The sequence below is a fragment of the Metapseudomonas resinovorans genome (genome assembly GCF_002003485.1).
GTDB classification, from domain to species: Bacteria; Pseudomonadota; Gammaproteobacteria; order Pseudomonadales; family Pseudomonadaceae; genus Metapseudomonas; species Metapseudomonas resinovorans_D.
On sequence record NZ_BDMA01000017.1, the window covers coordinates 128,473 to 151,458 of the forward strand.

At 64.6% G+C, this 22,986-nt stretch carries 19 protein-coding genes; 11 read left to right on the top strand and 8 right to left on the bottom strand.

Annotated features, from left to right (window positions below; all coding sequences use genetic code 11):
• Positions 1–6 precede the first annotated feature (6 nt).
• Together lptG and lptF are read right to left on the bottom strand one after the other, a co-directional pair.
• A complete protein-coding gene (lptG, locus tag MnOB_RS05130) occupies positions 7–1,068 on the bottom strand; it encodes an LPS export ABC transporter permease LptG (protein ID WP_077522678.1) in 1,062 nt (353 codons plus the stop codon).
• On the bottom strand, positions 1,061–2,182 hold the full coding sequence (gene lptF, locus MnOB_RS05135; protein WP_077522680.1) for an LPS export ABC transporter permease LptF: 1,122 nt from the start codon (positions 2,180–2,182) through the stop codon (positions 1,061–1,063). Before lptF ends, lptG begins: the two co-directional genes overlap by 8 nt.
• A 142-nt stretch (positions 2,183–2,324) precedes the next feature.
• Between lptF and MnOB_RS05140 the strand changes: the two genes are divergently transcribed.
• The 8 genes from MnOB_RS05140 (at position 2,325) to rlmF (ending at position 11,690) form a co-directional block, all read left to right on the top strand.
• Positions 2,325–3,812 (top strand): leucyl aminopeptidase, encoded by a 1,488-nt coding sequence (locus MnOB_RS05140; protein ID WP_077522682.1) that lies wholly within the window; start codon positions 2,325–2,327, stop codon positions 3,810–3,812.
• Positions 3,809–4,225: a DNA polymerase III subunit chi gene (locus tag MnOB_RS05145; RefSeq protein ID WP_077522684.1), complete on the top strand. Its 417-nt coding sequence runs from the start codon at positions 3,809–3,811 to the stop codon at positions 4,223–4,225. Before MnOB_RS05140 ends, MnOB_RS05145 begins: the two co-directional genes overlap by 4 nt.
• 13 nt (positions 4,226–4,238) lie before the next feature.
• Complete coding sequence (locus MnOB_RS05150) at positions 4,239–4,715, top strand: DNA polymerase III subunit chi (protein WP_077522686.1); 477 nt, start codon at positions 4,239–4,241, stop codon at positions 4,713–4,715.
• A gap of 120 nt (positions 4,716–4,835) precedes the next feature.
• Positions 4,836–7,685: a valine--tRNA ligase gene (locus MnOB_RS05155; protein WP_077522688.1), complete on the top strand. Its 2,850-nt coding sequence runs from the start codon at positions 4,836–4,838 to the stop codon at positions 7,683–7,685.
• 54 nt (positions 7,686–7,739) lie between these two features.
• On the top strand, positions 7,740–8,036 hold the full coding sequence (locus MnOB_RS05160; protein WP_077522690.1) for a winged helix-turn-helix domain-containing protein: 297 nt from the start codon (positions 7,740–7,742) through the stop codon (positions 8,034–8,036).
• Positions 8,037–8,218: 182 nt separating this feature from the next.
• Positions 8,219–10,048, top strand: coding sequence for an SLC13 family permease (locus MnOB_RS05165; RefSeq protein WP_077522692.1), 1,830 nt, complete (start codon positions 8,219–8,221; stop codon positions 10,046–10,048).
• Between the two features lie 35 nt (positions 10,049–10,083).
• Complete coding sequence (locus tag MnOB_RS05170; protein WP_077522694.1) at positions 10,084–10,644, top strand: VTT domain-containing protein; 561 nt, start codon at positions 10,084–10,086, stop codon at positions 10,642–10,644.
• Between the two features lie 56 nt (positions 10,645–10,700).
• Positions 10,701–11,690 carry a 23S rRNA (adenine(1618)-N(6))-methyltransferase RlmF gene (gene rlmF, locus MnOB_RS05175; protein WP_077522696.1) on the top strand — a complete coding sequence of 330 codons (990 nt, stop codon included), beginning with the start codon at positions 10,701–10,703 and terminating at the stop codon, positions 11,688–11,690.
• A 183-nt stretch (positions 11,691–11,873) separates the two neighbouring features.
• On the opposite strand, the gene MnOB_RS05180 is transcribed toward rlmF, so the two are convergent.
• Both MnOB_RS05180 and sbcD read right to left on the bottom strand, forming a co-directional pair.
• Positions 11,874–15,302 carry an AAA family ATPase gene (locus MnOB_RS05180; protein WP_077522698.1) on the bottom strand — a complete coding sequence of 1,143 codons (3,429 nt, stop codon included), beginning with the start codon at positions 15,300–15,302 and terminating at the stop codon, positions 11,874–11,876.
• Entirely contained in the window at positions 15,299–16,519 is a 1,221-nt protein-coding gene (gene sbcD / locus MnOB_RS05185; protein ID WP_077522700.1) for an exonuclease subunit SbcD, read from the bottom strand. The genes MnOB_RS05180 and sbcD overlap by 4 nt, the downstream gene beginning before the upstream one ends.
• Before the next feature lie 111 nt (positions 16,520–16,630).
• Here sbcD and MnOB_RS05190 point away from each other — a divergent pair, with 111 nt between their 5' ends.
• Positions 16,631–17,965 (top strand): TAXI family TRAP transporter solute-binding subunit, encoded by a 1,335-nt coding sequence (locus MnOB_RS05190; protein WP_077522702.1) that lies wholly within the window; start codon positions 16,631–16,633, stop codon positions 17,963–17,965.
• A 62-nt stretch (positions 17,966–18,027) separates the two neighbouring features.
• Positions 18,028–19,035, top strand: a complete 1,008-nt coding sequence (gene yejK / locus MnOB_RS05195; protein ID WP_077522704.1) for a nucleoid-associated protein YejK — start codon at positions 18,028–18,030, stop codon at positions 19,033–19,035.
• 236 nt (positions 19,036–19,271) lie between these two features.
• On the opposite strand, the gene MnOB_RS05200 is transcribed toward yejK, so the two are convergent.
• From MnOB_RS05200 to MnOB_RS05210, 3 genes are all read right to left on the bottom strand, one after another.
• Positions 19,272–20,207: a glutathione S-transferase family protein gene (locus MnOB_RS05200; RefSeq protein WP_077522706.1), complete on the bottom strand. Its 936-nt coding sequence runs from the start codon at positions 20,205–20,207 to the stop codon at positions 19,272–19,274.
• An 85-nt stretch (positions 20,208–20,292) separates the two neighbouring features.
• The gene (locus MnOB_RS05205) at positions 20,293–20,580 is read right to left on the bottom strand and encodes a GIY-YIG nuclease family protein (RefSeq protein WP_077522708.1); all 288 of its coding nucleotides are present in this window, start codon (positions 20,578–20,580) and stop codon (positions 20,293–20,295) included.
• A 48-nt stretch (positions 20,581–20,628) separates the two neighbouring features.
• Positions 20,629–21,114, bottom strand: coding sequence for a nuclear transport factor 2 family protein (locus tag MnOB_RS05210; RefSeq protein ID WP_077522710.1), 486 nt, complete (start codon positions 21,112–21,114; stop codon positions 20,629–20,631).
• 116 nt (positions 21,115–21,230) lie between these two features.
• Here MnOB_RS05210 and MnOB_RS05215 point away from each other — a divergent pair, with 116 nt between their 5' ends.
• Positions 21,231–22,178 (top strand): GlxA family transcriptional regulator, encoded by a 948-nt coding sequence (locus tag MnOB_RS05215; RefSeq protein ID WP_077522712.1) that lies wholly within the window; start codon positions 21,231–21,233, stop codon positions 22,176–22,178.
• Positions 22,179–22,310: 132 nt separating this feature from the next.
• Here the strand turns inward: MnOB_RS05215 and MnOB_RS05220 are convergent, their stop codons facing one another.
• A complete protein-coding gene (locus tag MnOB_RS05220) occupies positions 22,311–22,943 on the bottom strand; it encodes a helix-turn-helix transcriptional regulator (RefSeq protein WP_077522714.1) in 633 nt (210 codons plus the stop codon).
• Between the last annotated feature and the right edge of the window lie 43 nt (positions 22,944–22,986).

Below are 22,986 nucleotides of genomic sequence, written 5' to 3' on the forward strand. Positions count from 1 at the left end.
TCGGAGTCAGCCCGCGCGCCTCAGCAGCCAGACACCCGCCAGGGCGCAGATGCCCGCCGGCACCAGCACCGCGAAGAGCGGCGAGAATCCGAACACCAGGCTCGAAGGCCCGAGCAGATCCTGGCTGATGCGCACCACGAACCCGATCACGACGCCGGTGAACACGCGCTGGCCCAGGGTTACCGAACGCAGCGGACCGAAAATGAAGGAAATCGCCATCAGCACCAGGGCCGCCGTGACCAGGGGCTGCAGCACTTTGGTCCAGAACGCCAGCCAGTAACGGCCGTTGTTCAGCCCCTGCTCCGCCAGGTAGTGGGTGTAACGCCAGAGGCCCGTGATCGACAGCGCCTCGGGCTCCATCACGACGGTGCCGAGCAACTCCGGCTTGAGCTCGATATTCCAACGCTCGGTGACGCTGTTGAGCACTTCGGTGTGATCGCCCCGAAAATGCGTGGTGGTCACATCCTCCAACTGCCAGTAGTCACCCTGGAACAACGCGCGCTTGGCGAAGCTGGCCGACTGCATGTGGCGCTCGCCATCGAAGTGATAGCGCGTCACGCCATAGAGCACGCCATTGGGCTGCACGGCGTTGATGTGGACGAATTCCTCGCCCTGGCGGTGCCACAGACCACGCTTGGAGCTTTGTGCATCCCCGCCGCCCTGGGCCAGGGAACGATTGGCCTGGGCCAGGTTCTCGCTCCAGGGTGCGGCGTACTCGCCAATCAGCACGCCCACGAGCATCAGCACCAGCATGGGCTTCATCACCGCCCAGACGATACGGCCGATGGACACACCGGCAGCACGCATCACAGTCAGCTCGCTGCTGCTGGCCAGGGTGCCGAGACCGATCAGGCTGCCGATCAGGGCCGCCATGGGCAGCATGTCGTAGACCCGACGCGGCAGGGTGAGGAAGACATACCAGGCCGCGGCGAGCACATCGTAGTCGCCCCCCACGTCGCCCAGCTCATCGATGAAAGCAAACAGTGCCGCGAGACTGACGATGATCCCCAGCACCGCGAGGATGCCGAAGAACACGCTAGTGCCGATGTAACGATCCAACCTAACCATGGGCCACCTCACGGGCATCACGACGAGCCGCCCACTTCAGGCGCAGAGGCTCCCAGTACAACAACAACAGGCCTACCGCGATGAACAATGCGTGAACCCACCACAGGCCGAGGGCCATGGGAATGCGCCCCTTGTCCAGCTGTCCGCGCGCGGCGATCAGCAGGGCGAGGTACGCCATATACAGAAGGATGGCCGGGAGCAGCTTGAGGAAGCGCCCCTGGCGCGGATTGACCCTGGACAGCGGCACCGCCAGCAGGGTGACGACGAACACCAGCAGCGGAATCGACAGACGCCATTGCAGCTCGGCCTGATAGCGCGGGTCTGTGCTGCCGATCAACTCGGAAGTGGACACCGCCTCGCGCTCGCCGATTTCCGAGGTAATCTCGGGCTTGGGCAGGAGCACGCCGTAGGTTTCGTAGTGGATGATGCGGTAATCGGCCTTGCCCGGATTGCCGTCATAGCGATAGCCATTCTTGAGGATCAGGTAGCGGCTGCCATCCGGCTGGACCTCCTGGTGGCCCTTCTCCGCGACCAGCACCCCAATGCCACGATCCTTGCCGTCCTGGCGCGAAATGCGCTTCTCGGAGATGAACACGCCGCCCAGCTCACCGCGGTCGGAAGACAGGGTCTCGGTATAGGTCACCCGACCGCCACCCTTGAGCGCCTGGAAACGTCCGGGAACGAGGGTATCCAGCTCCGTCAGGGCATCCTGTTCGTTGAGGATGCGAGCGACCTGACCAACGCCTTGGGGCGCGAGACCCAGGCTCAGCCAAGCCACCAGCAAGGCCACCAGCAGCGCAGGAGCGAGGCTGTAGACCATCAGGCGCTGCTGGCTCATGCCGGTCGCGCTGAGCACGGTCATTTCACTTTCGAGATACAGGCGGCCGTAGGCCAGCAGGAAACCGAGAAACAGCCCCAGAGGCAGGATCAGCTGAAGGAAACCGGGGATCCGAAAACCCATGATCATGAACAGCACGCCGGGGTCCAACGCCCCTTGCGCGGCTTGCGCCAGATACTTGATGAAACGGCCGCTCATGATGATCACCAGCAGCACGGCACTGACCGCACTCAGGGTGACCAGAACTTCGCGGGAGAGATAACGGAAGACAATCAAACCAGACACTCCAGGGTTGTCAGGCTCACGCGGCTACGCTCAAACTAGCCGCTTTATGGCCAGCCCGCCGTTCTGACGGGCCACTGAAAAAATAGCCGGCATTATCCGTCAATCCCGGCTCTTTGTCTTGGGGACACATGTCATGGAATTCCTCGTCAAAAGCGCCCGTCTGGAAACCCTGAAAACCGCCACACTGGTCGTCGCTGTCGGCGAAGGACGCAAGCTTGGCGACGCCGCCAAGGCCGTTGATGCCGCAGCTGGCGGCGCCATCGCCACCCTGCTCAAGCGCGGCGACATTGCCGGCAAGGTGGGCCAGACCCTGCTCCTGCACAGCCTCCCCAATATCAAGGCCGAGCGCGTGCTGCTGGTGGGCAGCGGCAAGGAGCGCGAGCTCTCTGACCGCCAATTCCGCAAAATGATCGCCGCCGCGAATGGCGTACTGAAAGGCCTCGGCGGCGGCGATGCCACGCTGGCCCTCTCCGAGCTGGCCGTCAAAGGCCGCGACGCCTATGGCAAGGCCCGCCTGATGGTGGAAACCCTGGCCGATGGCGGTTACGTCTTCGATCGTTTCAAAAGCCAGAAGGCCGAACCCAGGGCCCTGAAGAAAATCACCCTGCTGGTGGAAAAGGCCGACCAGGCCGAGGTCGAGCGCGGCAGCCTGCATGCCCAGGCGATCGCAAACGGCATGGCGTTCACCCGCGACCTCGGCAACCTGCCGCCGAACCTCTGCCACCCCAGCTTCATCGCTGAGGAAGCCAAGGCCCTGGCCAAGGCGCACAAGAACCTCAAGGTCGAAGTGCTCGACGAGAAGAAGCTCAAGGAGCTCGGCGCCGGCGCCTTCCTCGCCGTGGCCCAGGGCAGCGAGCAACCGCCGCGGATGATCGTGCTCAACTACCAGGGTGGCAAGAAGGACGAGCAACCCTTCGCCCTGGTCGGCAAGGGCATCACCTTCGACACCGGCGGCATCAGCATCAAGCCGGCTGCCGGCATGGACGAAATGAAGTACGACATGTGCGGCGCCGCCAGCGTGCTCGGCACCTTCCGCGCCGTGCTCGAGCTGCAGCTGCCGATCAACCTGGTGGGCCTGCTGGCCTGCGCCGAGAACATGCCCAGTGGCGGCGCCACCCGTCCGGGTGACATCGTCACCACCATGAGCGGCCAGACCGTCGAGATTCTCAACACTGACGCCGAAGGCCGACTGGTGCTGTGCGACACCCTGACCTACGCCGAACGCTTCAAGCCGCAGGCGGTGATCGACATTGCCACACTCACCGGCGCCTGCATCGTCGCCCTGGGCAGCAATACCTCGGGCCTGATGGGCAACAACGACGCGCTGGTGAAGCAGATCCTCAAGGCCGGCGAGTACGCCGACGACCGCGCCTGGCAGCTGCCGCTGTTCGACGAGTACCAGGAACAACTGGACAGCCCCTTCGCCGACATCGCCAACATCGGCGGTCCGAAGGCCGGCACCATCACCGCCGGCTGCTTCCTGTCGCGCTTCGCCAAGAAGTTCCACTGGGCGCACCTGGATATCGCCGGCACCGCCTGGGTCAGCGGCGGCAAGGATAAAGGCGCCACTGGCCGTCCGGTGCCGCTACTCACCCAGTACCTGCTGGACCGCATCAAGTGAGAGTTGAGTTCTACGTGCTCTCTTCGGCCAATCCGGTAGACCGCCTGCGCGCGGCCTGCCAGTTGGCCGCCAAGGGCTGGCGCCATGGGTTGCCAGTCCTCGTGCGTTGCACCGATGCCGCCCAGCGCGACGAGCTGGACAAGCTGCTCTGGCGTTTTCGCGCCGAGAGCTTCATTCCCCATAGCCTGATCGACGACGACGCCAGCGCCCCGGTGGTGCTGGCCCTGGACGAAGCACCCGCCACCCAGCAGGGCCTGCTGATCAACCTCGCTTCGACCATTTCCCCTCACGTCGAGCACTTCAGCCGGATCATCGAGATCGTCAACCAGGAACCCGACCTGCTTGCCGCCTGCCGGGAGAATTTCCGTAGCTACCGGCAGCGGGGCTATGATCCGAAACGAGTCGAACTCTAGCCGTACCGCACCGATGGACACCCCCAAGCATCCCGAAAAGCCGGCGAACCTGCTGGACGACCTCGAATCCATTCGTGCCCTGCTCGATGACGAGCCTGGCGACGCCGAACCACCCTTGCTCACCGAAACCCTGGATGCCGACGGCATCCCGTTGTTGTCGGAAATAGTCGAGCCCGCACCCGTAGCGCCGGCAGCGCCCCTGTCGCCCCCGCAGCAGCCCCTGTTCCAGGCAGCCCCGGTCGCGCCGGAGCCCGCAGCTGTACCAACTCCGGCACCCGCCCCCGCGCCCACGCAGATGGCCGAAGCGATTCGCCAGCGCATGACACCGGCGAGCAACCCGGAACTGGTCCGCCTGGACAGCGAACTGCGCGCCGCCGCGCAGGTGATCCTGCAGGACGTGATCGACGATTTCGTGCCGCAGATCGAAGCCGAACTCAAACGCCGCCTCGAAGCCCGCCTGACCCGCCTGCTGCCGCCACGCCGGCAGTGATCCGGCGCGCCCGGTAACCATCGGGCGGCACCGGCAACGCGCGCCAATTCTTTCGAGGGTCCGTTGCCGTTATACTCTCCCGTTTTCCCGTTCAGACGCCTCTAGGGTCCCCGCCGAACCATGGACAAGACCTACCAGCCCCACGCCATCGAAACTTCCTGGTACCAGACCTGGGAGAAGAACAACTACTTCGCCCCGCAAGGTTCCGGTGACCCGTACACCATCATGATCCCGCCGCCGAACGTGACCGGCAGCCTGCACATGGGTCATGGCTTCAACAACGCCATCATGGATGCCCTGATCCGCTTCCGCCGCATGCAGGGTCGCAACACCCTGTGGCAGCCGGGTACCGACCACGCCGGCATCGCCACCCAGATGGTGGTGGAGCGCCAGCTGTCCGCCCAGGGCGTCAGCCGTCATGACCTCGGCCGCGAGAAATTCCTCGAGAAAGTCTGGGAATGGAAGGAACAGTCCGGCGGCACCATCACCCGCCAGATTCGCCGTCTCGGCTCTTCCGTGGACTGGACGCGTGAGCGCTTCACCATGGACGACGGCCTGTCCGACGCGGTCAAGGAAGCCTTCGTGCGCCTGCATGAAGACGGCCTGATCTACCGTGGCAAGCGCCTGGTCAACTGGGACACCAAGTTCCACACCGCCATCTCCGACCTCGAAGTGGAAAACCACGACGAGAAAGGCAGCCTGTGGAACCTGCGCTACCCGCTGGCCGACGGCCACAAGACTGCCGACGGCAAGGATTACCTGATCGTCGCCACCACCCGTCCGGAAACCATGCTGGGCGACAGCGCCGTTGCCGTGCACCCGGAGGACGAGCGCTACAAGAACCTGATCGGCACCTTCGTCGAACTGCCCCTGGTGGGCCGTCGCATCCCGATCATCGCCGACGAGTACTGCGACCCCGAGTTCGGCACCGGCTGCGTGAAGATCACTCCGGCCCACGACTTCAACGACTATGAAGTCGGCAAGCGCCACAACCTGCCGCTGATCAACATCTTCGACAAGAACGCCGCCGTGCTGGCCCATGCCCAGGTGTTCAACCTCGACGGCAACGTCAATCACGAAGTGGACGGCAGCCTGCCGGCCCAATTCGCCGGCCTCGACCGTTTCGAGGCGCGCAAGCAGATCGTCGCCGCCTTCGAGCAGCTCGGCCTGCTGGAAAAGATCGAAGACCACGCGCTGAAAGTGCCCAAGGGCGACCGCTCCGGCACCGTCATCGAACCCTGGCTGACCGACCAGTGGTACGTCTCCACCAAGCCGCTGGCCGAACCGGCCATCGCCGCCGTGGAAGATGGCCGCATCCAGTTCGTGCCCAAGCAGTACGAAAACATGTACTTCTCCTGGATGCGCGATATCCAGGACTGGTGCATCAGCCGTCAGCTGTGGTGGGGCCACCGCATCCCAGCCTGGTACGACGAAGAAGGCAATGTCTACGTCGGCCGTGATGAAGCGGAAGTCCGCGCCAAGCACAACCTGGGCGACCTCCCCCTGACCCAGGACGAAGACGTGCTGGACACCTGGTTCAGCTCGGGTCTGTGGACTTTCTCCACCCTGGGCTGGCCGGAACAGACCGAGTTCCTCAAGACCTTCCACCCCACCGACGTGCTGGTCACCGGCTTCGACATCATCTTCTTCTGGGTAGCCCGCATGATCATGCTGACCATGCACCTGGTGAAGAACGAGGACGGCACCGCGCAGGTTCCGTTCAAGACCGTCTACGTCCACGGCCTGGTGCGCGACTCTCAGGGCCACAAGATGTCCAAGTCCAAGGGCAATGTCCTGGACCCGCTGGACATCGTTGACGGCATCGACCTCGACACCCTGCTGGAAAAACGCACCAGCGGCATGATGCAGCCGAAGCTCGCCGAGAAGATCGCCAAGCAGACCAAGGCCGAGTTCCCGGAAGGCATCAACAGCTACGGCACCGACGCCCTGCGCTTCACCTTCCTCTCGCTGGCGTCCACCGGCCGTGACGTGAAGTTCGACATGGGCCGCGTCGAGGGCTACCGCAACTTCTGCAACAAGCTATGGAACGCCGCCAACTTCGTCATCGAGAACACCGATGGCCAGGACACCGGTGTCAACGACGAGCCGGTCGAACTGTCCTCGGTCGACCGCTGGATCATCTCCGCCCTGCAGCGCACCGAAGCTGAAGTTACCCGCCATCTGGACGGTTTCCGCTTCGACCTGGCCGCCCAGACTCTCTACGAGTTCATCTGGGACCAGTACTGCGCCTGGTACCTGGAACTGGTCAAACCGGTTCTGTGGGACGAGAACGCCCCCATCGAGCGTCAGCGCGGCACTCGCCGCACCCTGATCCGCGTGCTGGAAGTGGCCCTGCGCCTGGCACACCCCTTCATGCCGTTCATCACCGAAGAAATCTGGCAGCGCATCAAGGGCCAGGCCGGCAAGAGCGGCGCCACCCTGATGCTAGAGCCCTGGCCGGTTGCGGTGGAAGAGCGCATCGACGCTGCCGCCGAAGGCGACATCGAGTGGGTCAAGGCACTGATGCTCGGCGTGCGGCAGATTCGTGGCGAGATGAACATCTCCATGGCCAAGCGCATCGACATCATCCTCGCCAATGCCAACGACGAAGACCGTCGCCGGCTGGCCGACAACGAGCCGCTGCTGAAGAAGCTGGCCAAGCTGGAGACCATTCGCGTCCTGGCCGCCGGTGAAGAAGCGCCGATGTCCGCCACTGCCCTCGTGGGCGACATGCAGGTGCTGGTGCCCATGGCAGGCCTGATCGACAAGGACGCGGAACTGGCCCGCCTGGACAAGGAAATCCAGCGCCTGGACGGCGAAGTGAAGCGAGTCGGCGGCAAGCTGGGCAACGAAGGTTTCGTAGCCAAGGCTCCGCCGGAGGTGATCGAGAAGGAGCGCGCCAAGCTGGCCGAAGCCGAACAGGCCCTGGCCAACCTGACCGAACAGCGCTCGCGAATCGCCAGCCTGTAACACCCGACAAGGCCCGCTACTGCGGGCCTTGTTCTATCTGCTGAAGGACAGTCCATGGAAACCAGCAAGACCAAGACCAGCTTCTACCGCCGCCTCTACGTCGCCTGGCTGATCGACAGCGGCACCGCTGTCAGTGTGCCGGCCATCATGGACGCCACCGGGATGCCCCGGCGCACCGCACAGGACACGCTGCTGGCCCTGGGTGAGCTGGATATCGATTGCCAGTTCCAGCAGGACGCCGGCGAGCGCAACAACGCCGGGCACTATGAGATCCGCGACTGGGGCGCCATCGACAAGCGCTGGATCGCCGCTAACCTGCATCAGATCAAGGCCGTCCTGGGTTACCCCTGAGAACCTGCTCACGATCACCTGCGCGTCGGAATAACTGCGTTGGAAATGGCTTCGGATGTGCTCATTTACAACTCGTAAACTCCGCATCCTCAGCCATTTCCGCCTTGTTCTTCTCTAGCTCGGAAGATCGTGAACAGGCTCTTCTAGCCTGCCGTCCCCGCAAGGAACACTGGGAGTCGCGTTTGAACCTCGATCTGCTGATGGTGCTTGGCCTGCTGATGGCCGCCATCACCCTGTTCGTCCTCAACAAGCCACGCATGGACGTGGTCGCCCTGCTGGTCATCGTCGCTCTGCCACTGACCGGCATTCTCGATATCAGTCATACCCTGGCCGGATTCAGTGACCCCAGCGTGGTGCTGATCGCCGCTCTCTTCGTCATCGGCGATGGACTGGTGCGTACCGGCATCGCCTATCGCCTGGGTGACTGGCTGGTGGCCCGCGCTGGCAGCAGCGAAACACGCCTGCTGGTGCTGCTGATGCTGGCCGCCGCGGCCCTGGGCTCGGTAATGAGCTCCACGGGCGTTGTCGCCATCTTCATTCCCGTGGCCCTGGGGGTCGCTGCGCGGCTGAAGATCGCCCCGGCGCGCCTGATGATGCCGCTGGCCTTCGCCGGCTTGATCAGCGGCATGCTCACCCTGGTCGCCACCGCGCCCAACCTTGTGGTGCACAGCGAATTGCGCCGCGCCGGCCTGGACGGGTTCGGCTTCTTTAGCCTGACGCCGGTGGGGCTTGCGGTATTGGCACTGGGCATCGTCTACATGCTGCTGACCCGGCACTGGCTCACGCCTCGCGGCAGCGACGAGGCCGCCGCCGTGCCGCGTCTGACCCTGTCCGACCTGGCCACGGCCTACGCGCTCAATGAACGGGAGCGGCGCCTCAAGGTGCGCGCCGACTCGCCCCTGGCGCGCCAGGCCCTCAACGAGTTGGAGCTGCGCAAGCAGTACGGCATCAACGTAATCGCCGTCGAGCGCCAGCGCCGCTTTCGCACCCTGCTGCTGATGGCCACCGGCAATACGCTGCTGGAGCCCGGCGACGTACTGCTGGCGGACCTCGCCAGCCCGGCCATCGGCCTGCTGGGCGCGTACCAGGAACTCGGCCTTGAACCCCTGCCGCTGCCCGCTTCCTACTACAGCCTGCACGCCCATTCCTTGGGGCTGGCCGAGGTAGCCCTGCCGCCCGAGTCGAAGCTTCCGGGCAAGACCATCCAGGAACTGGGTTTCCGCTCCCGCCACCAACTCAACGTGGTCGGCCTGCGCCGCCATGGCGAGGCGCTGGAAGGCGTGCTGGTGGACGAGAAGCTGAAACCCTCCGACACCCTGCTGGTGGCCGGCGAGTGGAAAGCCATCCACCAATTGCAGGGGCAAAGTCGCGACTTCCTGGTACTGAGCCTGCCCGCCGAGGTGGACGAAGTGGCCCCAACAGCGCGCAAGGCGCCCTACGCCCTGCTCAGCCTCGCGGTGATGATCTTCCTGATGGTCAGCGGCCTGGTGCCCAACGTGATGGCGGCGCTGATCGGCTGTCTGCTGATGGGCGCGTTCCGCTGCATCGACCTGGACAGCGCCTACCGCGCCATCCACTGGCCCACCCTGATCCTCATCGTCGGCATGCTGCCGTTCGCCCAGGCCCTGCAACAAACCGGCGGCATCGACCTTGCGGTGAAGGGGCTGGTCGCCCTGCTCGGCAATGCCGGCCCCTACGCCATGCTCGCCTGCCTGTTCATCGTCACTGCGCTGATCGGCCTGTTCATTTCCAACACCGCCACCGCCGTGCTCATGGCGCCGGTAGCCATTGCCACGGCCCAGCAACTGGGAATGTCGCCCTACCCCTTCGCGATGATCGTCGCCCTGGCGGCATCGGCAGCCTTCATGACGCCCATTTCCTCGCCCGTGAATACCCTCGTGCTGGAACCTGGGCAGTATCGCTTCGGGGACTTCGTGAAGGTGGGCGTGCCCTTCACCCTGCTGGTGATGGTCGTCAGCGTGTTCCTGGTGCCGCTGGTGTTCCCGCTCTGAGCTTCAATGAAAGGGACAGCTGCGGAGCCCCCGCCATGTACAAGTATCGCCGCCTGATTCTGGTCGCCCTGTTTCTCGCACTGCTGCTGGCGGGCTTCCAGTTCAGCGGCTTGCGCGAGCACCTGAGCCTCCAGTACCTCCATGACACGCTGCTGGCCCACAAGGGCTGGGGCCTGCTGCTCTTCGCCCTGCTCTTCGCTCTGGGTAACCTGATCCAGATTCCCGGCTGGATCTTCCTCGCCGCCGCCGTGCTGGCCTTGGGGCGGGTATGGGGTGGCCTGGCCACCTACCTGGCCGCGACCTTCTCCTGTTGCACGACTTTCGTGGTCATCCGCCTGCTGGGCGGCAGTGCCCTGCGGGAGTTGGACAACCGATTGGCGCGACGCATCATCGCCCACCTCGACGAACGTCCGGTGACCGTCATTACCCTGTTGCGGATGCTGTTTCAGACCGTGCCGGCGCTGAACTACGCTCTCAGCCTCAGCGGCGTGCGATTTCGTCACTACTTGACCGGGACCCTGCTCGGCCTACCGCTGCCCATCGCCGCCTACTGCCTGTTCTTCGATTACCTCGGGCGCGCGCTTCACCTCTCCTGACGCCAGCCCTGCGCCTGTGGGAAAATGCCGCGTTTTCACCTGCCGACACCGCCACCATGCCCCAGCCCCCCAAGCGCTCTCGTAACGCACCAGCCAAGCCGCCCGCCAGCAAGGGGCAATTGCACCCGCGCAATCGCCATCAGGGCCGCTATGACTTTCCCCAACTGATCCAGGGCAGCCCCGAGCTGGCGCGCTTCGTCATCACCAACCCCTACGGCAAGGAGAGCATCGACTTCGCCGATCCGGAGGCGGTCAAGGTCTTCAACCGGGCCCTGCTGCGGCAGTTCTACGGCATCCAGCACTGGGACATTCCCGCTGGTTACCTCTGCCCACCCATACCGGGTCGCGCTGACTACCTGCATGGCCTGGCCGACCTGCTGGCCGCAGATAACGGTGGGCAGATTCCCCACGGCAAGGGCATCCAGGCTCTGGATATCGGTGTCGGCGCCAACTGCATCTATCCGCTGATCGGCCATAGCGAGTACAGCTGGCACTTCACCGGCGCGGACATCGACACGACGGCGCTCGGCTCGGCGCGCGCCATCGTCCAGTCCAACCAACTGGACGGCGCCATCGACCTGCGCCAGCAGACCGGATCACGCAATATCTTCAAGGGCCTGATCGCACCGGGCGAACGCTTCGACCTGACCCTGTGCAATCCGCCCTTCCACAGCTCGCTGGAAGAAGCCACTCGCGGCAGCCAGCGCAAGTGGAAGAACCTCGGCAAGCTCGATCCCAAGCGCAAGCTGCCAGTGCTGAACTTCGGCGGCCAGGGCGCGGAACTCTGGTGCGAAGGCGGCGAAGTCGGTTTCCTGGAGCGGATGGTGGATGAGAGCGTGCAATTCAAGGCACAGGTGCTCTGGTTCAGCAGCCTGGTTTCCAAGGCTGGCAACCTGCCCGGCCTCGAGGCCCGCCTGCGGCGCAGCGATGCCGTGGACATCCGCGTGCTGGAGATGGCCCAAGGCCAGAAGCAGAGCCGCTTCGTCGCCTGGACCTTCTTCGATGCCGCCGGTCGCGAAGCCTGGCGCAAGGAACGCTGGGCCTGATTGCTGGCCTGTAGGGGCGATTTCAATCGCCAGGCAGACTGCAGGTCTGCCCTTGGTAGATCGAGCCTCTTCCAGCTGCCCTCACCCCAACCCTCTCCCGCAAGCGGGAGAGGGGGCTGTCCGTGCCACCTGTGGGAGCGATTTCAATCGCGAATGAATTCGCTCCCACAGTGATCGCCCGATCTACGCCCCAACCGCGAAACAGGCATCCAGCCGGCTGTACCCCATGCCCACGCCCTTGTGCACCTTGAGCTGCACCGGGATGCGCTCCTTCAATGCTTCGACGTGACTGATCACACCGATCATCTTGCCGCTGGCATTCAGTGCATCCAGGGCGTCGAGGGCGATTTCCAGAGTTTCACCGTCAAGGGTACCGAAGCCTTCGTCGAGGAATAGCGAATCGATGCTGGTCTTGTGGCTGACCAGATCGGACAGCGCCAACGCCAGCGCCAGGCTGACCAGGAAGCTCTCGCCGCCGGACAAGGTCTTGCAGTCGCGGACGACATCGGCCTGCCAGGTATCCACCACCTCCAGCTCCAACTCTCCGCCCTGGCGCCGGGCCAACTGATACCGGCCGTGCAAGCGCTGCAATTGCAGGTTGGCCAGATGCACGAGGTGGTCCAGGGTCAGGCCCTGGGCGAACTTGCGGTACTTGGCGCCATCCGCCGACCCCACCAGGCCGTTGAGGCGTTGCCAGAGGTCGTATTCGGCTTCCTGGCGGGCGATGTCGGCGAACAGGGCCTGCTGGTTTTGCCGGCGCTGCTCGTCGCCGGAGAGCTGGGCACGGATTTCGCCCTGTCGCTGGCTAAGCTCGCGCACGCGCTCGCCCAAGGCCTGCCATTCACTCTCCAGCCGCTCGCGGTCGAGCTCGCTCTGGGGCTCAGCCTGCAGGCGTTCGGCCTGGGCCCGAGCGTCAGCCAACAGGGCTTCGGCATCGCCCAGTTCACGGTTCAGCCGCTGCTGCAGCTCATGCAAGGCGTTGCGTTCCGCCTCATCCAGCAAGGCGGCGAGAAAGGCGGCTTCATCGGCAAAAGGACTGGCGGCCAGCCCCTGTCGCCAGGAGTCGAGCTGCACGTGCAACTGGTGCCGGGCTTCCTGGACCCGCTGGTCCTGGCTGCGCTCGCTGCCCTTGAGCTGGTTCAGCCGCTGCTGCGCGGCGTCCAGCTCGGTCTGCACCCGCGCCAGCGCGGCCTGGGGATCATCTACCGGCGCCAGCGGTGTTTGTCCGGTATGCCCGGAAGCCTGCCAGCGGCCTTGCCACAGGCGGGCCAGTTCTCGAGCGGCCTCCAGGGCATGCTGCTGGTCACGCAGGCGGACTTCCAGTTGTTGGCCGGTCGCCTGGTCCTGCTGCCACTGCTGCCACTCGGCTTCGCGTTCGGTGAGCCAGACGTCACCTGCCGTCGGCAGGCCGTAGTCCAATGTCGCCAAGCTGGCGGACAACTGCTCGCGCGCCTCGCCCTGCTCGCGGTCCAGTTGCTCCAGCCGCTGCGCGTTGCCCTGTTCCTGCTGGCGCAGGCTGGCCTGATCCTTCTCCAGCAAGGCGAGCTGGCTGGTGCAGTCGTGCAGGACCTTGTCGCGCTGCTGGCGCAGGTCGCGGGCCGAGGTCAGGCCGGCCTTGAGCTGATCCAGCTGTGCCAGTCGATCCTGCAGCGCGTGCAGCTGCTCGGCATGACCTGACAGCTCGGCCTGCAGCGCTGCCAGGTCCGGCAACTGGAGTTCCAGGGTCTGGCACAGCTCGCGCCATTGCTCCACGTACTGCCGCTGTTCGACTTCGGCGCCCTGCAAGGCTTCGCCCAGCTGAGCCACCTGCGCTTCCAGGGAAGCCAGGCGATTGCTCAGGGTTTCCCCTTGCTGGCGCACCTCGTCCTGCGCTGCCTTGCAATCCAACAGCCCCTGTTGGGTGGCGGAGAGGTTGAGGGCCTGGTATTCGGCGATAGCTGGGTGCTCGTGCGAACCGCACAGCGGACAGGCATCCCCCGGCTGCAAGGCTGCGCGGTAAGCCTCCAGTTGCTGGATACGCTGCTCCTGTTCGAGGAGCTTTTCCTTGTCGGTGATCTGTTGCTTGAGCTCGGCGAAGCGGCGACGTAAGGCATCGCGCTGTTCGACCAGGGTTTTCTGCTCGTCCTGCAACGGTTGCAGCTGCTCACGGGCGCGCGACTGGCGCTCGGCCAGTTGCCGGCGTTGCTGGGACAGCTGGTCAAGGCGCTCTAACAGGCGGCCTCGTTCCAACAGTTGCTGCCACTGCGAGCGAAGGGCAGCGTCATCCAGCCCACCCAGAAGCCCATCGAGCCGGGCCTGGGCTTGCGTCTCGGTGTGAAGCGCCTGCGCCTGTTCGGCCCTGGCACTCTCCAGGGCGCCACGGGCCAGACCGAAGCGCGCTCCCAGGTCGTCGGACTGACACTTCAACTCAGCCTGGGCACGTTGCAATCCGCTCAACTCGTCCTGGCGCCTGGCCAGGGCACCGAATTCCGCCCGCCAGCCCCCCAGGTGCTCAGCAAGACGGGACCGCTGGGGTTGTTCAGCCATCCTCCTTTGCAGGGCTTCTCGCTCGGCCTGGAGGCCTTCAAGGGCACACTGGCGCGCCTCTGCCCATTGCTCGCCAAACTGGGCGCCCTGCCAGAGCTGGTCAAGGATGCGTTCGGCCAGCGTCTGCAATTCGTGCCGGGTGACGCGCAGCTCGCTTTCACCCTGATTGAGCTGTTGCTGCGTCCGCTGCCAGTCGCGATACACGGGCAGCAACTGGCTGGCCGGCTCGCTGGCAGCCAGCCGGGACAATTGCGGCTGCGCCTGATCCAGGGCGGCACGGGCAGCCTGGCCCTGTTGTCCGGCAGCCTGTTGACGGGCCAGGGCCTTGTCCAGCTCATCGCGCCATTGCCGCTGACGTTGCAGATCGGCCTGGCGAGTCTGCAGCTGGCGCTCTTCGTCGGCGAGGATGCCGGCTTCCTGCTGCAAGGCTGCGCGGGTGTCTTCGTTCAACAGCTCGACACCCTCGGCGCGGGCGCGCAGTTGATCCAGCCCGGACTTCACTTCACGGGTGCGCTCGAATACCCGCTGGGATATCCGTCCGTAGATTTCGGTGCCGGTCAGTTCTTCCAGCAGCTCCGCGCGCTGGTTGGCGTTGGCCTCCAGGAAGGCGGCGAAGCCACCCTGGGCCAGCAGCATGGACTTGGTGAAGCGCTCGAAATCGAGGCCGGTGAGGCTCTCGGTCAGCTTGAGCTTGTCGTTGATCTTGTCGGTGAGGATTTCCCCATCCAACACCCGCGCCAGCTCCACCTTGGGCGGCTGCAGGCCGCCGTCAGCCTTGTCGCGGGCACGGCGCTGGCTCCAGAAGGCACGGTAGGCCACGCCCTTCACCTCGAATTCCACCTCTGCCAGGCAGTCAGCGGTATGACGGGTCATCAGCTCGTTGATGCTCGCCGATACGGTGCCCATGCGAGGCGTGCGGTGATAGAGCGCAAGGCAGATGGCGTCCAACAGGGTCGTCTTGCCGGCACCGGTAGGGCCGGTAATGGCGAACAGGCCGTTGCCGGCGAAGGGTTCGCCGGTGAAATCGATCTTCCACTCGCCTTTGAGCGAATTGAGATTCTTCAGGCGCAGGCTGAGGATCTTCATGCCTGGCGCTCCTGCAATTCGGCCAGCACTTCGCGGTGCAGCCCCTGGAGTCGCTGCCGCAGCTCCTGCTCCAGCTCTTCGCTTTCCAGGCGTTTGTCGAACACCTCTTGCGGATTCAGCTCATCGAGGGTTTCCCGTGCCTCACGTTGCAGGCCGGCCTGGGCCGCGCCGCGCTCGCGGCGAATACGCAACACCTCCACCGGCAGGCCCTCGCAGAGCGCCGCAAGACGCGCTTGCAGGTCGTTGAGGTAGTCGTCGGTACTGATCTGCACCTCCACCCAGACGGGCAGCTCCGGGCTGCCATCGCGCGCCACTTCGGCGAACAGGGCCGGCAACTCCGTCAGGCTGCCGCGCAGCGAGTAGAGCGGCTGGAATCGTGGTACCGCGAGGGCTTCCACCTTGTGCAGGCCAATGCTGTCCAGCTCCACCAGCAGCACTTCCTTCTGCTGCCGAGCCTCGTCGAAAGACAGCGGAATGGGCGAGCCGCAATAACGGATGTGCTCCAGGCCGCCCACCTTCTGCGGCCTGTGGATATGTCCGAGAGCGATGTAGTCGGCCGCCGGGAAGGCGCTGGTGGGGAAGGCTTCCAGCGCACCGACGTAGATTTCCCGCACCGACTCGCTCGCGCTGGCGCCCACGGTGGTCAGGTGGCCGGTAGCGACGATGGGCATACCGCCGCCCAGTTCGGCACGACGCTGTTCGGCGAGGGCAAACAATTGCTGATAGTGATCCTGGATCGCCTGCTGCAGGGACAGTTGCTTGTCCGCCGCGCTCTGCCCGGCCTGGCTCTGCAGCACATCGCGCGGACGAATGAAGGGAATCGCGCAGAGGATCGCACCCGGTTCGCCGGAGCGGCGCTTGAGCACCAGCAGTTGCTCGTCCAGATTGACGCCCACCGCCGGCACCACCCGCGTATCCAGTTGCGCCAGCAGCGTGCGGCTCTCGCCGAGCATGGCGACCGAATCGTGGTTACCACCGAGTACCACCAGGCTGGCGCCGGCATCCCGCAGTTCGACGATGAACTGGTTGTACTGCTCGCGGGCGTAGCTGGGCGGTGCGCCGGTGTCGAACACATCCCCGGCGACCAGTACCGCGTCGACCTCGCGTTCACGTACCTGCTCGATCAGCCAGCGGCAGAAGGCCTGGTGCTCGGCCTGGCGGGTCTTGCCCATGAAGTGCTGGCCCAGGTGCCAGTCGGAGGTATGAAGAATGCGCATCGGGAATCACGATGAAGGAACGGAAATGCCGGCAACCCTGTCATTTCCTTCGCGGCCTGGCAACCACGGAGCCGCTATCCTTCCCAGCATTCGCTGCAGACAAGGACTGACATGCAACGCATCTTTCGTGACATCAAGATCATGCTCCTGGCCAACCTCTGGCTGATCCCGGTGATGGCGGCACTGGTGGGTGCGCTCTTCTATTTCGTCGCCCCACCTCCGCCCATGCACGCACGGCTGGCGACCGGTGGCCCCTCGGGCGGCTACAACGCGTTTGGCGAGAAACTCAAGGAGGAACTGGCCAAACAAGGCTTCGAGCTGGAACTCGTGCGCAGTACCGGTTCACTGGACAACCTGAAGAAGCTGCAAAGCGGCGAAGTGGATATCGCCCTGGTCCAGAGTGGCCAGGAACTCACCCTGGGCCCGAAACAGCGTCAGCACCTTCACGGTCTCGGTGTGATGTACCAGGAGCCGCTCTGGCTGTTCAAACGCAAGGAACTGGACATCGACAGCATGGCCGATCTGCTGCAGCTGCGGATTGCCGTCGGCGCACCGAACAGCGGCACCCGCTCGGTCAGCGACGCGCTCCTCGCCGCCAACCAGATCAGCCCCGAGCGCTATCCGCCACAGTGGCAGCCCATCAGCGGCAGCTCGGCGGCCAACGCCCTGCTCGGCGGTGAACTGGACGCCGGCTTCTTCCTCGGGCCGGCGGAAAGCGCCGTGGTGCAACGCCTGGCGGCCAGCCCGGAACTGGACCTGGTCAACCTGCGTCGCAGCGCCGCTTATCGCGCGCGCTTGCCCTACCTGACCAAGCTGGAAGTGGGCGAAGGCCTGCTCAACCTCGCCAGCAATAGCCCTTCGCGTGACATTCGCACCCTCGCCCCGGTGGCCACCCTGGTTGCCAACGACGAGTTCCATCCCTCGCTCACCCCGCTGATCCTCGAAGCGGCCCGCGAAGTGATGAAGAACGGCACCCTGCTCGATCCGCCTGGCACCTATCCGAGCGCCAAGCCGCAGATGCTCGCCAGCCTGGACGAAGCCGATTACTACTACGAGAAGGGTTTGCCGATCCTGCAGCGCTACCTGCCCTTCCGCATCGCCTCGCTGGCCGACCGTTACATCATCCTGCTGATTCCGTTGCTGGTGATCATGATTCCGCTGAGCAAGGCGATAGGCCCGATCTACCGCTGGCGCATTCGCGCGCGCATCTATCGCTGGTACAAGTACCTGCGCGAAATCGACCGTAAGCTGGACGGGGGTACGCCGCCAGAACAACTGGCCAACGAGATCGACCAGCTCGAGAAGCTGGAACAGCGCCTGGCGAAGGTCGAAGTGCCGCTGTCGTACTCCAACGAGCTGTACGACCTGCATGTGCACCTGCGCTATGTGATCGAGCGGCTGCAAGCGGTGCAGAGACGGCAGGCAGCCGAGGAGCAGGTCGGGTAAACTGGCGCACTTTTCCTGCCGGCGCGTCCTCGCGCCGGATGTGCCCCTGAGAGCGAAGATCCATGCCCATCCGCCACTGCATCGTTCACTTCATCGACAAGAAGCCCGACGGCAGCGCCGCCGTGCTGCATGCCCGGGATAGCGAACTGGGCGCGTCCCAGGCCATGGAAAACCTCCTGGCCGATCTCAACGAAAGCTACAACGCCAAGCAAGGCAAGGCCTGGGGCTTCTTCTTCGAGGAGTCCGGCGCCTATCCCTTCGTTGGCTGGTTGAAGGAATACCAGGACGGCGCCCGCGACTTCACGGCCTTCAGCCGCCAGGCCGTGGAGCACCTGCAGAAGCTGATGGAGGAGTCCAACCTCTCCACCGGCGGGCACGTGCTCTTCGCCCATTACCAGCAAGGCATGACCGATTACCTGGCCATCGCCCTGCTGCACCACAGCGAAGGCGTTGCCGTGACCGACTCGCTGGAAGTGACGCCGGCCAAGCACCTGGACCTGGGCCAGTTGCATCTGGCAGCGCGCATCAACATCTCCGAGTGGCAGAACAACCAGCAGTCGAAGCAGTACATCTCCTTCATCAAGGGCAAGAACGGCAAGAAGGTCTCGGACTACTTCCGCGACTTCATCGGCTGCCAGGAAGGTGTCGACCCGCCGAGCGAAACGCGCACCCTGCTCAAGGCCTTCAGCGACTTCGTGGAAAGCGAAGACCTGGCCGAGGAACAGGCCCGCGAAAAGACCAAGACCCTGGTCGACTACGCCACCACCCAGGCCAAGATGGGCGAACCGATCACCCTCGACGAACTGTCCGGTCTGATCGATGAAGACCGCCCGCGGGCCTTCTATGAGCACATCCGCAACAAGGACTACGGGCTGTCTCCGGAGATTCCGCCAGACAAGCGCACCCTGAGCCAGTTCCAGCGTTTCACCGGGCGTGCCGAAGGCCTGTCGATCAGCTTCGAAGCCCACCTGCTGGGCTCGAAGATCGAATACGACGAAGGCCGCGACATGCTGATCATTCGTCAGTTGCCGACCCAACTGAAAGACCAGCTGAAGCGCCGCAAGGATTGACTCTCTGCGGCCCCCCAATGAAAGAAGCCCGGCGATTGCCGGGCTTTGTTTTTTGGTGCTCAAAAACTGGGACTACGACATCCGTAGGGTGGGCTTCAGCCCACCTGGGCGGAAGCCTTGTAGGGGCGAATTCATTCGCCAAGGGCAGCGCAGCTGCCCCCTGGGGATTCGAAGGGCAGACCTGCGGCCTGCTAGGCGAATGAATTCGCCCCTACAGAAGAGCGGTTTGCCCCGGCTCAGCGAGCCTCGATACGGAACCCCAGCCGCGGTACGTGCACATGCACCACGCCGGCGCGCTCGTCCTGGCGGCGCAGGATGATCTCCTCGCGGCCGACGAACACCAGTTCGCCTTCCACCGGATCAACGCCGTAGTCGGTAGCCGCCACCAGTACCTTCTGGCCGGGCGCGAAGCCGTTGGGGTCAATGAAGTCCTCAACGGGCAAGGCAGCTGGCGTGGCATTGCGAGCGATTTCCACCGCCTCGCCGGACGACAACTCGCTCGGCGAGCCGTGACCGAAGCCCAGCACACGCCCCAGCCAGGCCGCCACTTCCGGATAGTCGTCCACCAGCGGCGCGGTCACCGGGGTGCCTTTGAGGAACCACAGGCAATGCGCCAGGGAGAAATCGGCGATGGAGGGCTCGCCAAACAGGAAATCGCCTTCACTGCGCGCCAGTTGCTGCTCGGCACGTCCCATGATGGCCGGCCAATTGTGCTTGGCCTGCTCCAGCGGCACGCGGCTGAGGCTACCGCCACTGAACAGTCCGGCACGGTCGGCCATGAAGGCTTTCACCATTTCTGGTGGCAGCTTGCCGAAGCGAATCGCCACCGACTCCGGCTGGAACACCAGGGAAACGGCATGCTGGAACACCACCGTATCCACCCACAGGGCGAAGCTGGCGACATTGAGTTCCTGACCTTCCGGAAACAACGCCGGGGTCGCTTTCTCCGCTTCCAGGCGGCGCGCGATCAGCGCGGTGTCGCAGTAGATGTCAGCGCCGACCTGCAGCACCGGGGTCTTGCGATAGCCGCCAGTCAGGGCGATGAGATCAGGCTTGGGCATCACCGGCGGGATCATCACCGAACGCCAGGACAACTGCTTGAAGCCCAGCATCAGGCGGGCCTTCTGCGCGAAGGGTGAAGTCGGGTAGTGGTGCAGGATCAGCTCGTGCATGACGGTCTCCGCGTCAGGTCTGTGGATAACGCAGCTTACCCGGCGTAACCGGGGCGGCCCATGCCTTGCGCCTGATAGCGCGGCATCAGCCGGCTGGATAAAGCGTTACCAGGCGCTCCTTCGCCGCCTTGCGCAACTGCTTGATGGCACGTTCGCGGCGCAGGGCTTCGCTCTTGTCGGCGCAGGCCTCGACGAAAACCAGGGCCTGGGCGGGGCTGGAGTGAAAGAACCGTGCGCCCTTGCCGCTCTGGTGCTGGGCAAAACGCCGCTGCGGGTCGTCGCTGATGCCGCAGTAGAGGGCACCGTTCTCGGCGCGCACCAGATAGACGTACCAGGGCTTGGCAGCGGGGGCGGATTCGGATTGCTCGGGCATTGCGGGGTCCTGACAAAAGGCCGCCGCATTAGGCATTGCCTCTGCTGATCAAGACAAGTCCTTCAATGCCCCGGCACGATACGCCGCAAGGCCTCGCGCCGCTTGCGCGCGAATGGCGTTCTGCACCGGCGGCAACCAGCCCAGCAGCGTCCCCTTGGCGCCCAGGGCCTGACGAGCCCAGCGCCAGAGGTCGAAGCTGTCGTGGTGCTCGATGATCTTGCCGTCGGAAAAGAGAAAGCGCGCCTGGATCCGGTTCTCCACCATTCGCCCGGTCTGGCTGAAGAGGTAGGTGGCGACCCAGTTGGCGCGCCCGGAGAGGTCGTCCGCTTCGACGCCATCGAAGGTCAGGCTGAACTGCTGCGCACGGCTGGCGAGCATGCGCCACATGTCAGCGGCTTCCTGGCCATTGAGATCGGTGAACACCGGGTCGCTGAAGTGCACATCCGGGCTGTAGCAGGCGGCCATGGCCTCAGCATCGAGGTGCTGGAAGGCTTGGTAGAAGCGGGTGATGAGTTCAGCATTGGGGTGAGCCATGGACAACTCCGTCAAGACTGTATGACTAGCAGTATTGACCCGAATGGCCCGAAGGGCGATTGGCGGCATCGCCAACTTTGTGTCAATAATCGCCAACCCTATCCTGAGTCCACTCCATGATCCGCGTCGCCCTGTTCGTCTGCCCACAGACTGTCTGCTCCAGCCTGGCAACGGCCGATGACGCCTTTCGCCTGGCCAACCAGTTGGCCGGCGAGCCGTTGTTCCAGGTCCAGCGCTTCAGCCACGATGGCCACGCTGTGGATATCGGCATGGCCGAGGTGCGGGTGGACGGCGACCTGGCACTGGCGGAGGGCGCCGACCTGGTGCTGCTGACAGCGACCGGCCCTGGCGTGGAGAAAACCCTCGCAGCCAATCAGGCACTGCTGCCCTGGCTGGCCGCGCGGCCGGACACCCAGCAACTGGCCAGTCTCTGCAGCAGTGCCTTCCTGTTGGCCGCCTCGGGTCGCCTCGACGGCCGTCGCGCCACGACGCACTGGGCGCTGGCACCGGCCTTCCGCAAACGTTATCCACAGGTTCGGCTGGACGCGGATGCCATGCTGACGGAGGACGGCAACCTGTTCTGTTCGGGTGGTGCCCAGGCGGGGCTGGACCTCTGCTTGCACCTGATCGGCTGGCATGCGGGCGACTGGCTCGCACAACGGGTGGCCAGCGCCATGGTGTTCGACATGCAGCGCGGTCTCCAATCGCGATTCGCTCCGTTGTTGCCAGCCGCCGGCGGTGACGATCCACAGATAGGCCCGCTGCTGCTCTGGCTGCAGCGCAATCTGGCCGAACCGCTGGACGTGGACGCCCTGGCGACCCGCGCCCACTGTTCGAGCCGCACCCTGCTGCGACGCTTCAAGGCCGCCACCGGCCTGACCCCGAATGCCTACCTGCAACGACTGCGTATCAGCGCGGCGCAGATCGCCCTGCGCAACCCGGCGCGGTCCCTGGAACAGGTGGCGACACAGGTGGGTTACGCCGATCGGGCGACCTTCGCCAAGTTGTTCAAGCAATTGTGCGGGGAAACGCCGGGGGCGTTCAGGCGACGCCTGCGCGCGTAGCACGGTGTAGGAGCGAGCTCTGCTCGCGAAGGAGGGCCACCCAATAATCCCGAGGTTGATCTGGCGAGCCTGCGGCCCGCTTGGCGAATGAATTCGCCCCTACAGGGAAATGTCCGGCCAGGAATGAATGCCCTAGACCGACTCTTCCTTCAGTTCCTTGAGGTGCTTGTAGACGGTGGCGCGGCCCATGTTGAGCACGTTGGCCACGTAGTTGGCAGCGCTTTTTCCCTTGAAGGCGCCCTCGGCATGCAGGGCCAGGACCAGTTCGCGCTTGTGATCACGGGTCAGCAGGTTGAGGCCGAGCTGACGCTGCCGCAGCCAGTTGTGCAGGAAGGTGTTGATACGCTCCTGCCAGTCGTCGCGGAACAGCGCGTCTGGCTGGGGAATGAGCTTGCTGGAGGACAGGAACAGGTCGAGGGCCGCCTTGGCCGCCTCGAACATGGAGATGTTCAGGTTGATGCAGAGCATGGCAAGCGGTGCGCCCTGGGCATCGCGCAGCACGGTGCTCACCGAGCGGATCTTCTGACCGTCCCAGTTGAGCTTCTCGTAGGGGCCGATGTTCCGCTCGTCCACTTCCTCGCTGAACAGGTCTTCCAACGCCGCATCGTCGCCCACGCAGCGCTTGGAGATGTTATTGGCGATGTAGTCGATCTTCTGTGTCCGCAGGTCGTGCAGCACCACCTCGGCATGGGGAAAGAACAGCGTGGCGATGGCGTCCGCGATGGCGCGGTAGTTGTCCAGGGCGAGGTCTGGGCGAGAGGTCATGGAGCGGCTCCTGGAGCATGAAGATCGGCGCCGGGCACGAGGC

What these genes read in the sequence shown, in the direction of transcription:
- lptG (WP_077522678.1), bottom strand. Translation starts at nt 1,068, where the DNA reads ATGGTTAGGTTGGATCGTTACATCGGCACTAGCGTGTTCTTCGGCATC.
- MnOB_RS05140 (WP_077522682.1), top strand. Translation starts at nt 2,325, where the DNA reads ATGGAATTCCTCGTCAAAAGCGCCCGTCTGGAAACCCTGAAAACCGCC.
- MnOB_RS05150 (WP_077522686.1), top strand. Translation starts at nt 4,239, where the DNA reads ATGGACACCCCCAAGCATCCCGAAAAGCCGGCGAACCTGCTGGACGAC.
- MnOB_RS05155 (WP_077522688.1), top strand. Translation starts at nt 4,836, where the DNA reads ATGGACAAGACCTACCAGCCCCACGCCATCGAAACTTCCTGGTACCAG.
- MnOB_RS05160 (WP_077522690.1), top strand. Translation starts at nt 7,740, where the DNA reads ATGGAAACCAGCAAGACCAAGACCAGCTTCTACCGCCGCCTCTACGTC.
- MnOB_RS05170 (WP_077522694.1), top strand. Translation starts at nt 10,084, where the DNA reads ATGTACAAGTATCGCCGCCTGATTCTGGTCGCCCTGTTTCTCGCACTG.
- rlmF (WP_077522696.1), top strand. Translation starts at nt 10,701, where the DNA reads ATGCCCCAGCCCCCCAAGCGCTCTCGTAACGCACCAGCCAAGCCGCCC.
- MnOB_RS05180 (WP_077522698.1), bottom strand. Translation starts at nt 15,302, where the DNA reads ATGAAGATCCTCAGCCTGCGCCTGAAGAATCTCAATTCGCTCAAAGGC.
- sbcD (WP_077522700.1), bottom strand. Translation starts at nt 16,519, where the DNA reads ATGCGCATTCTTCATACCTCCGACTGGCACCTGGGCCAGCACTTCATG.
- MnOB_RS05190 (WP_077522702.1), top strand. Translation starts at nt 16,631, where the DNA reads ATGCAACGCATCTTTCGTGACATCAAGATCATGCTCCTGGCCAACCTC.
- yejK (WP_077522704.1), top strand. Translation starts at nt 18,028, where the DNA reads ATGCCCATCCGCCACTGCATCGTTCACTTCATCGACAAGAAGCCCGAC.
- MnOB_RS05200 (WP_077522706.1), bottom strand. Translation starts at nt 20,207, where the DNA reads ATGCACGAGCTGATCCTGCACCACTACCCGACTTCACCCTTCGCGCAG.
- MnOB_RS05205 (WP_077522708.1), bottom strand. Translation starts at nt 20,580, where the DNA reads ATGCCCGAGCAATCCGAATCCGCCCCCGCTGCCAAGCCCTGGTACGTC.
- MnOB_RS05210 (WP_077522710.1), bottom strand. Translation starts at nt 21,114, where the DNA reads ATGGCTCACCCCAATGCTGAACTCATCACCCGCTTCTACCAAGCCTTC.
- MnOB_RS05215 (WP_077522712.1), top strand. Translation starts at nt 21,231, where the DNA reads ATGATCCGCGTCGCCCTGTTCGTCTGCCCACAGACTGTCTGCTCCAGC.
- MnOB_RS05220 (WP_077522714.1), bottom strand. Translation starts at nt 22,943, where the DNA reads ATGACCTCTCGCCCAGACCTCGCCCTGGACAACTACCGCGCCATCGCG.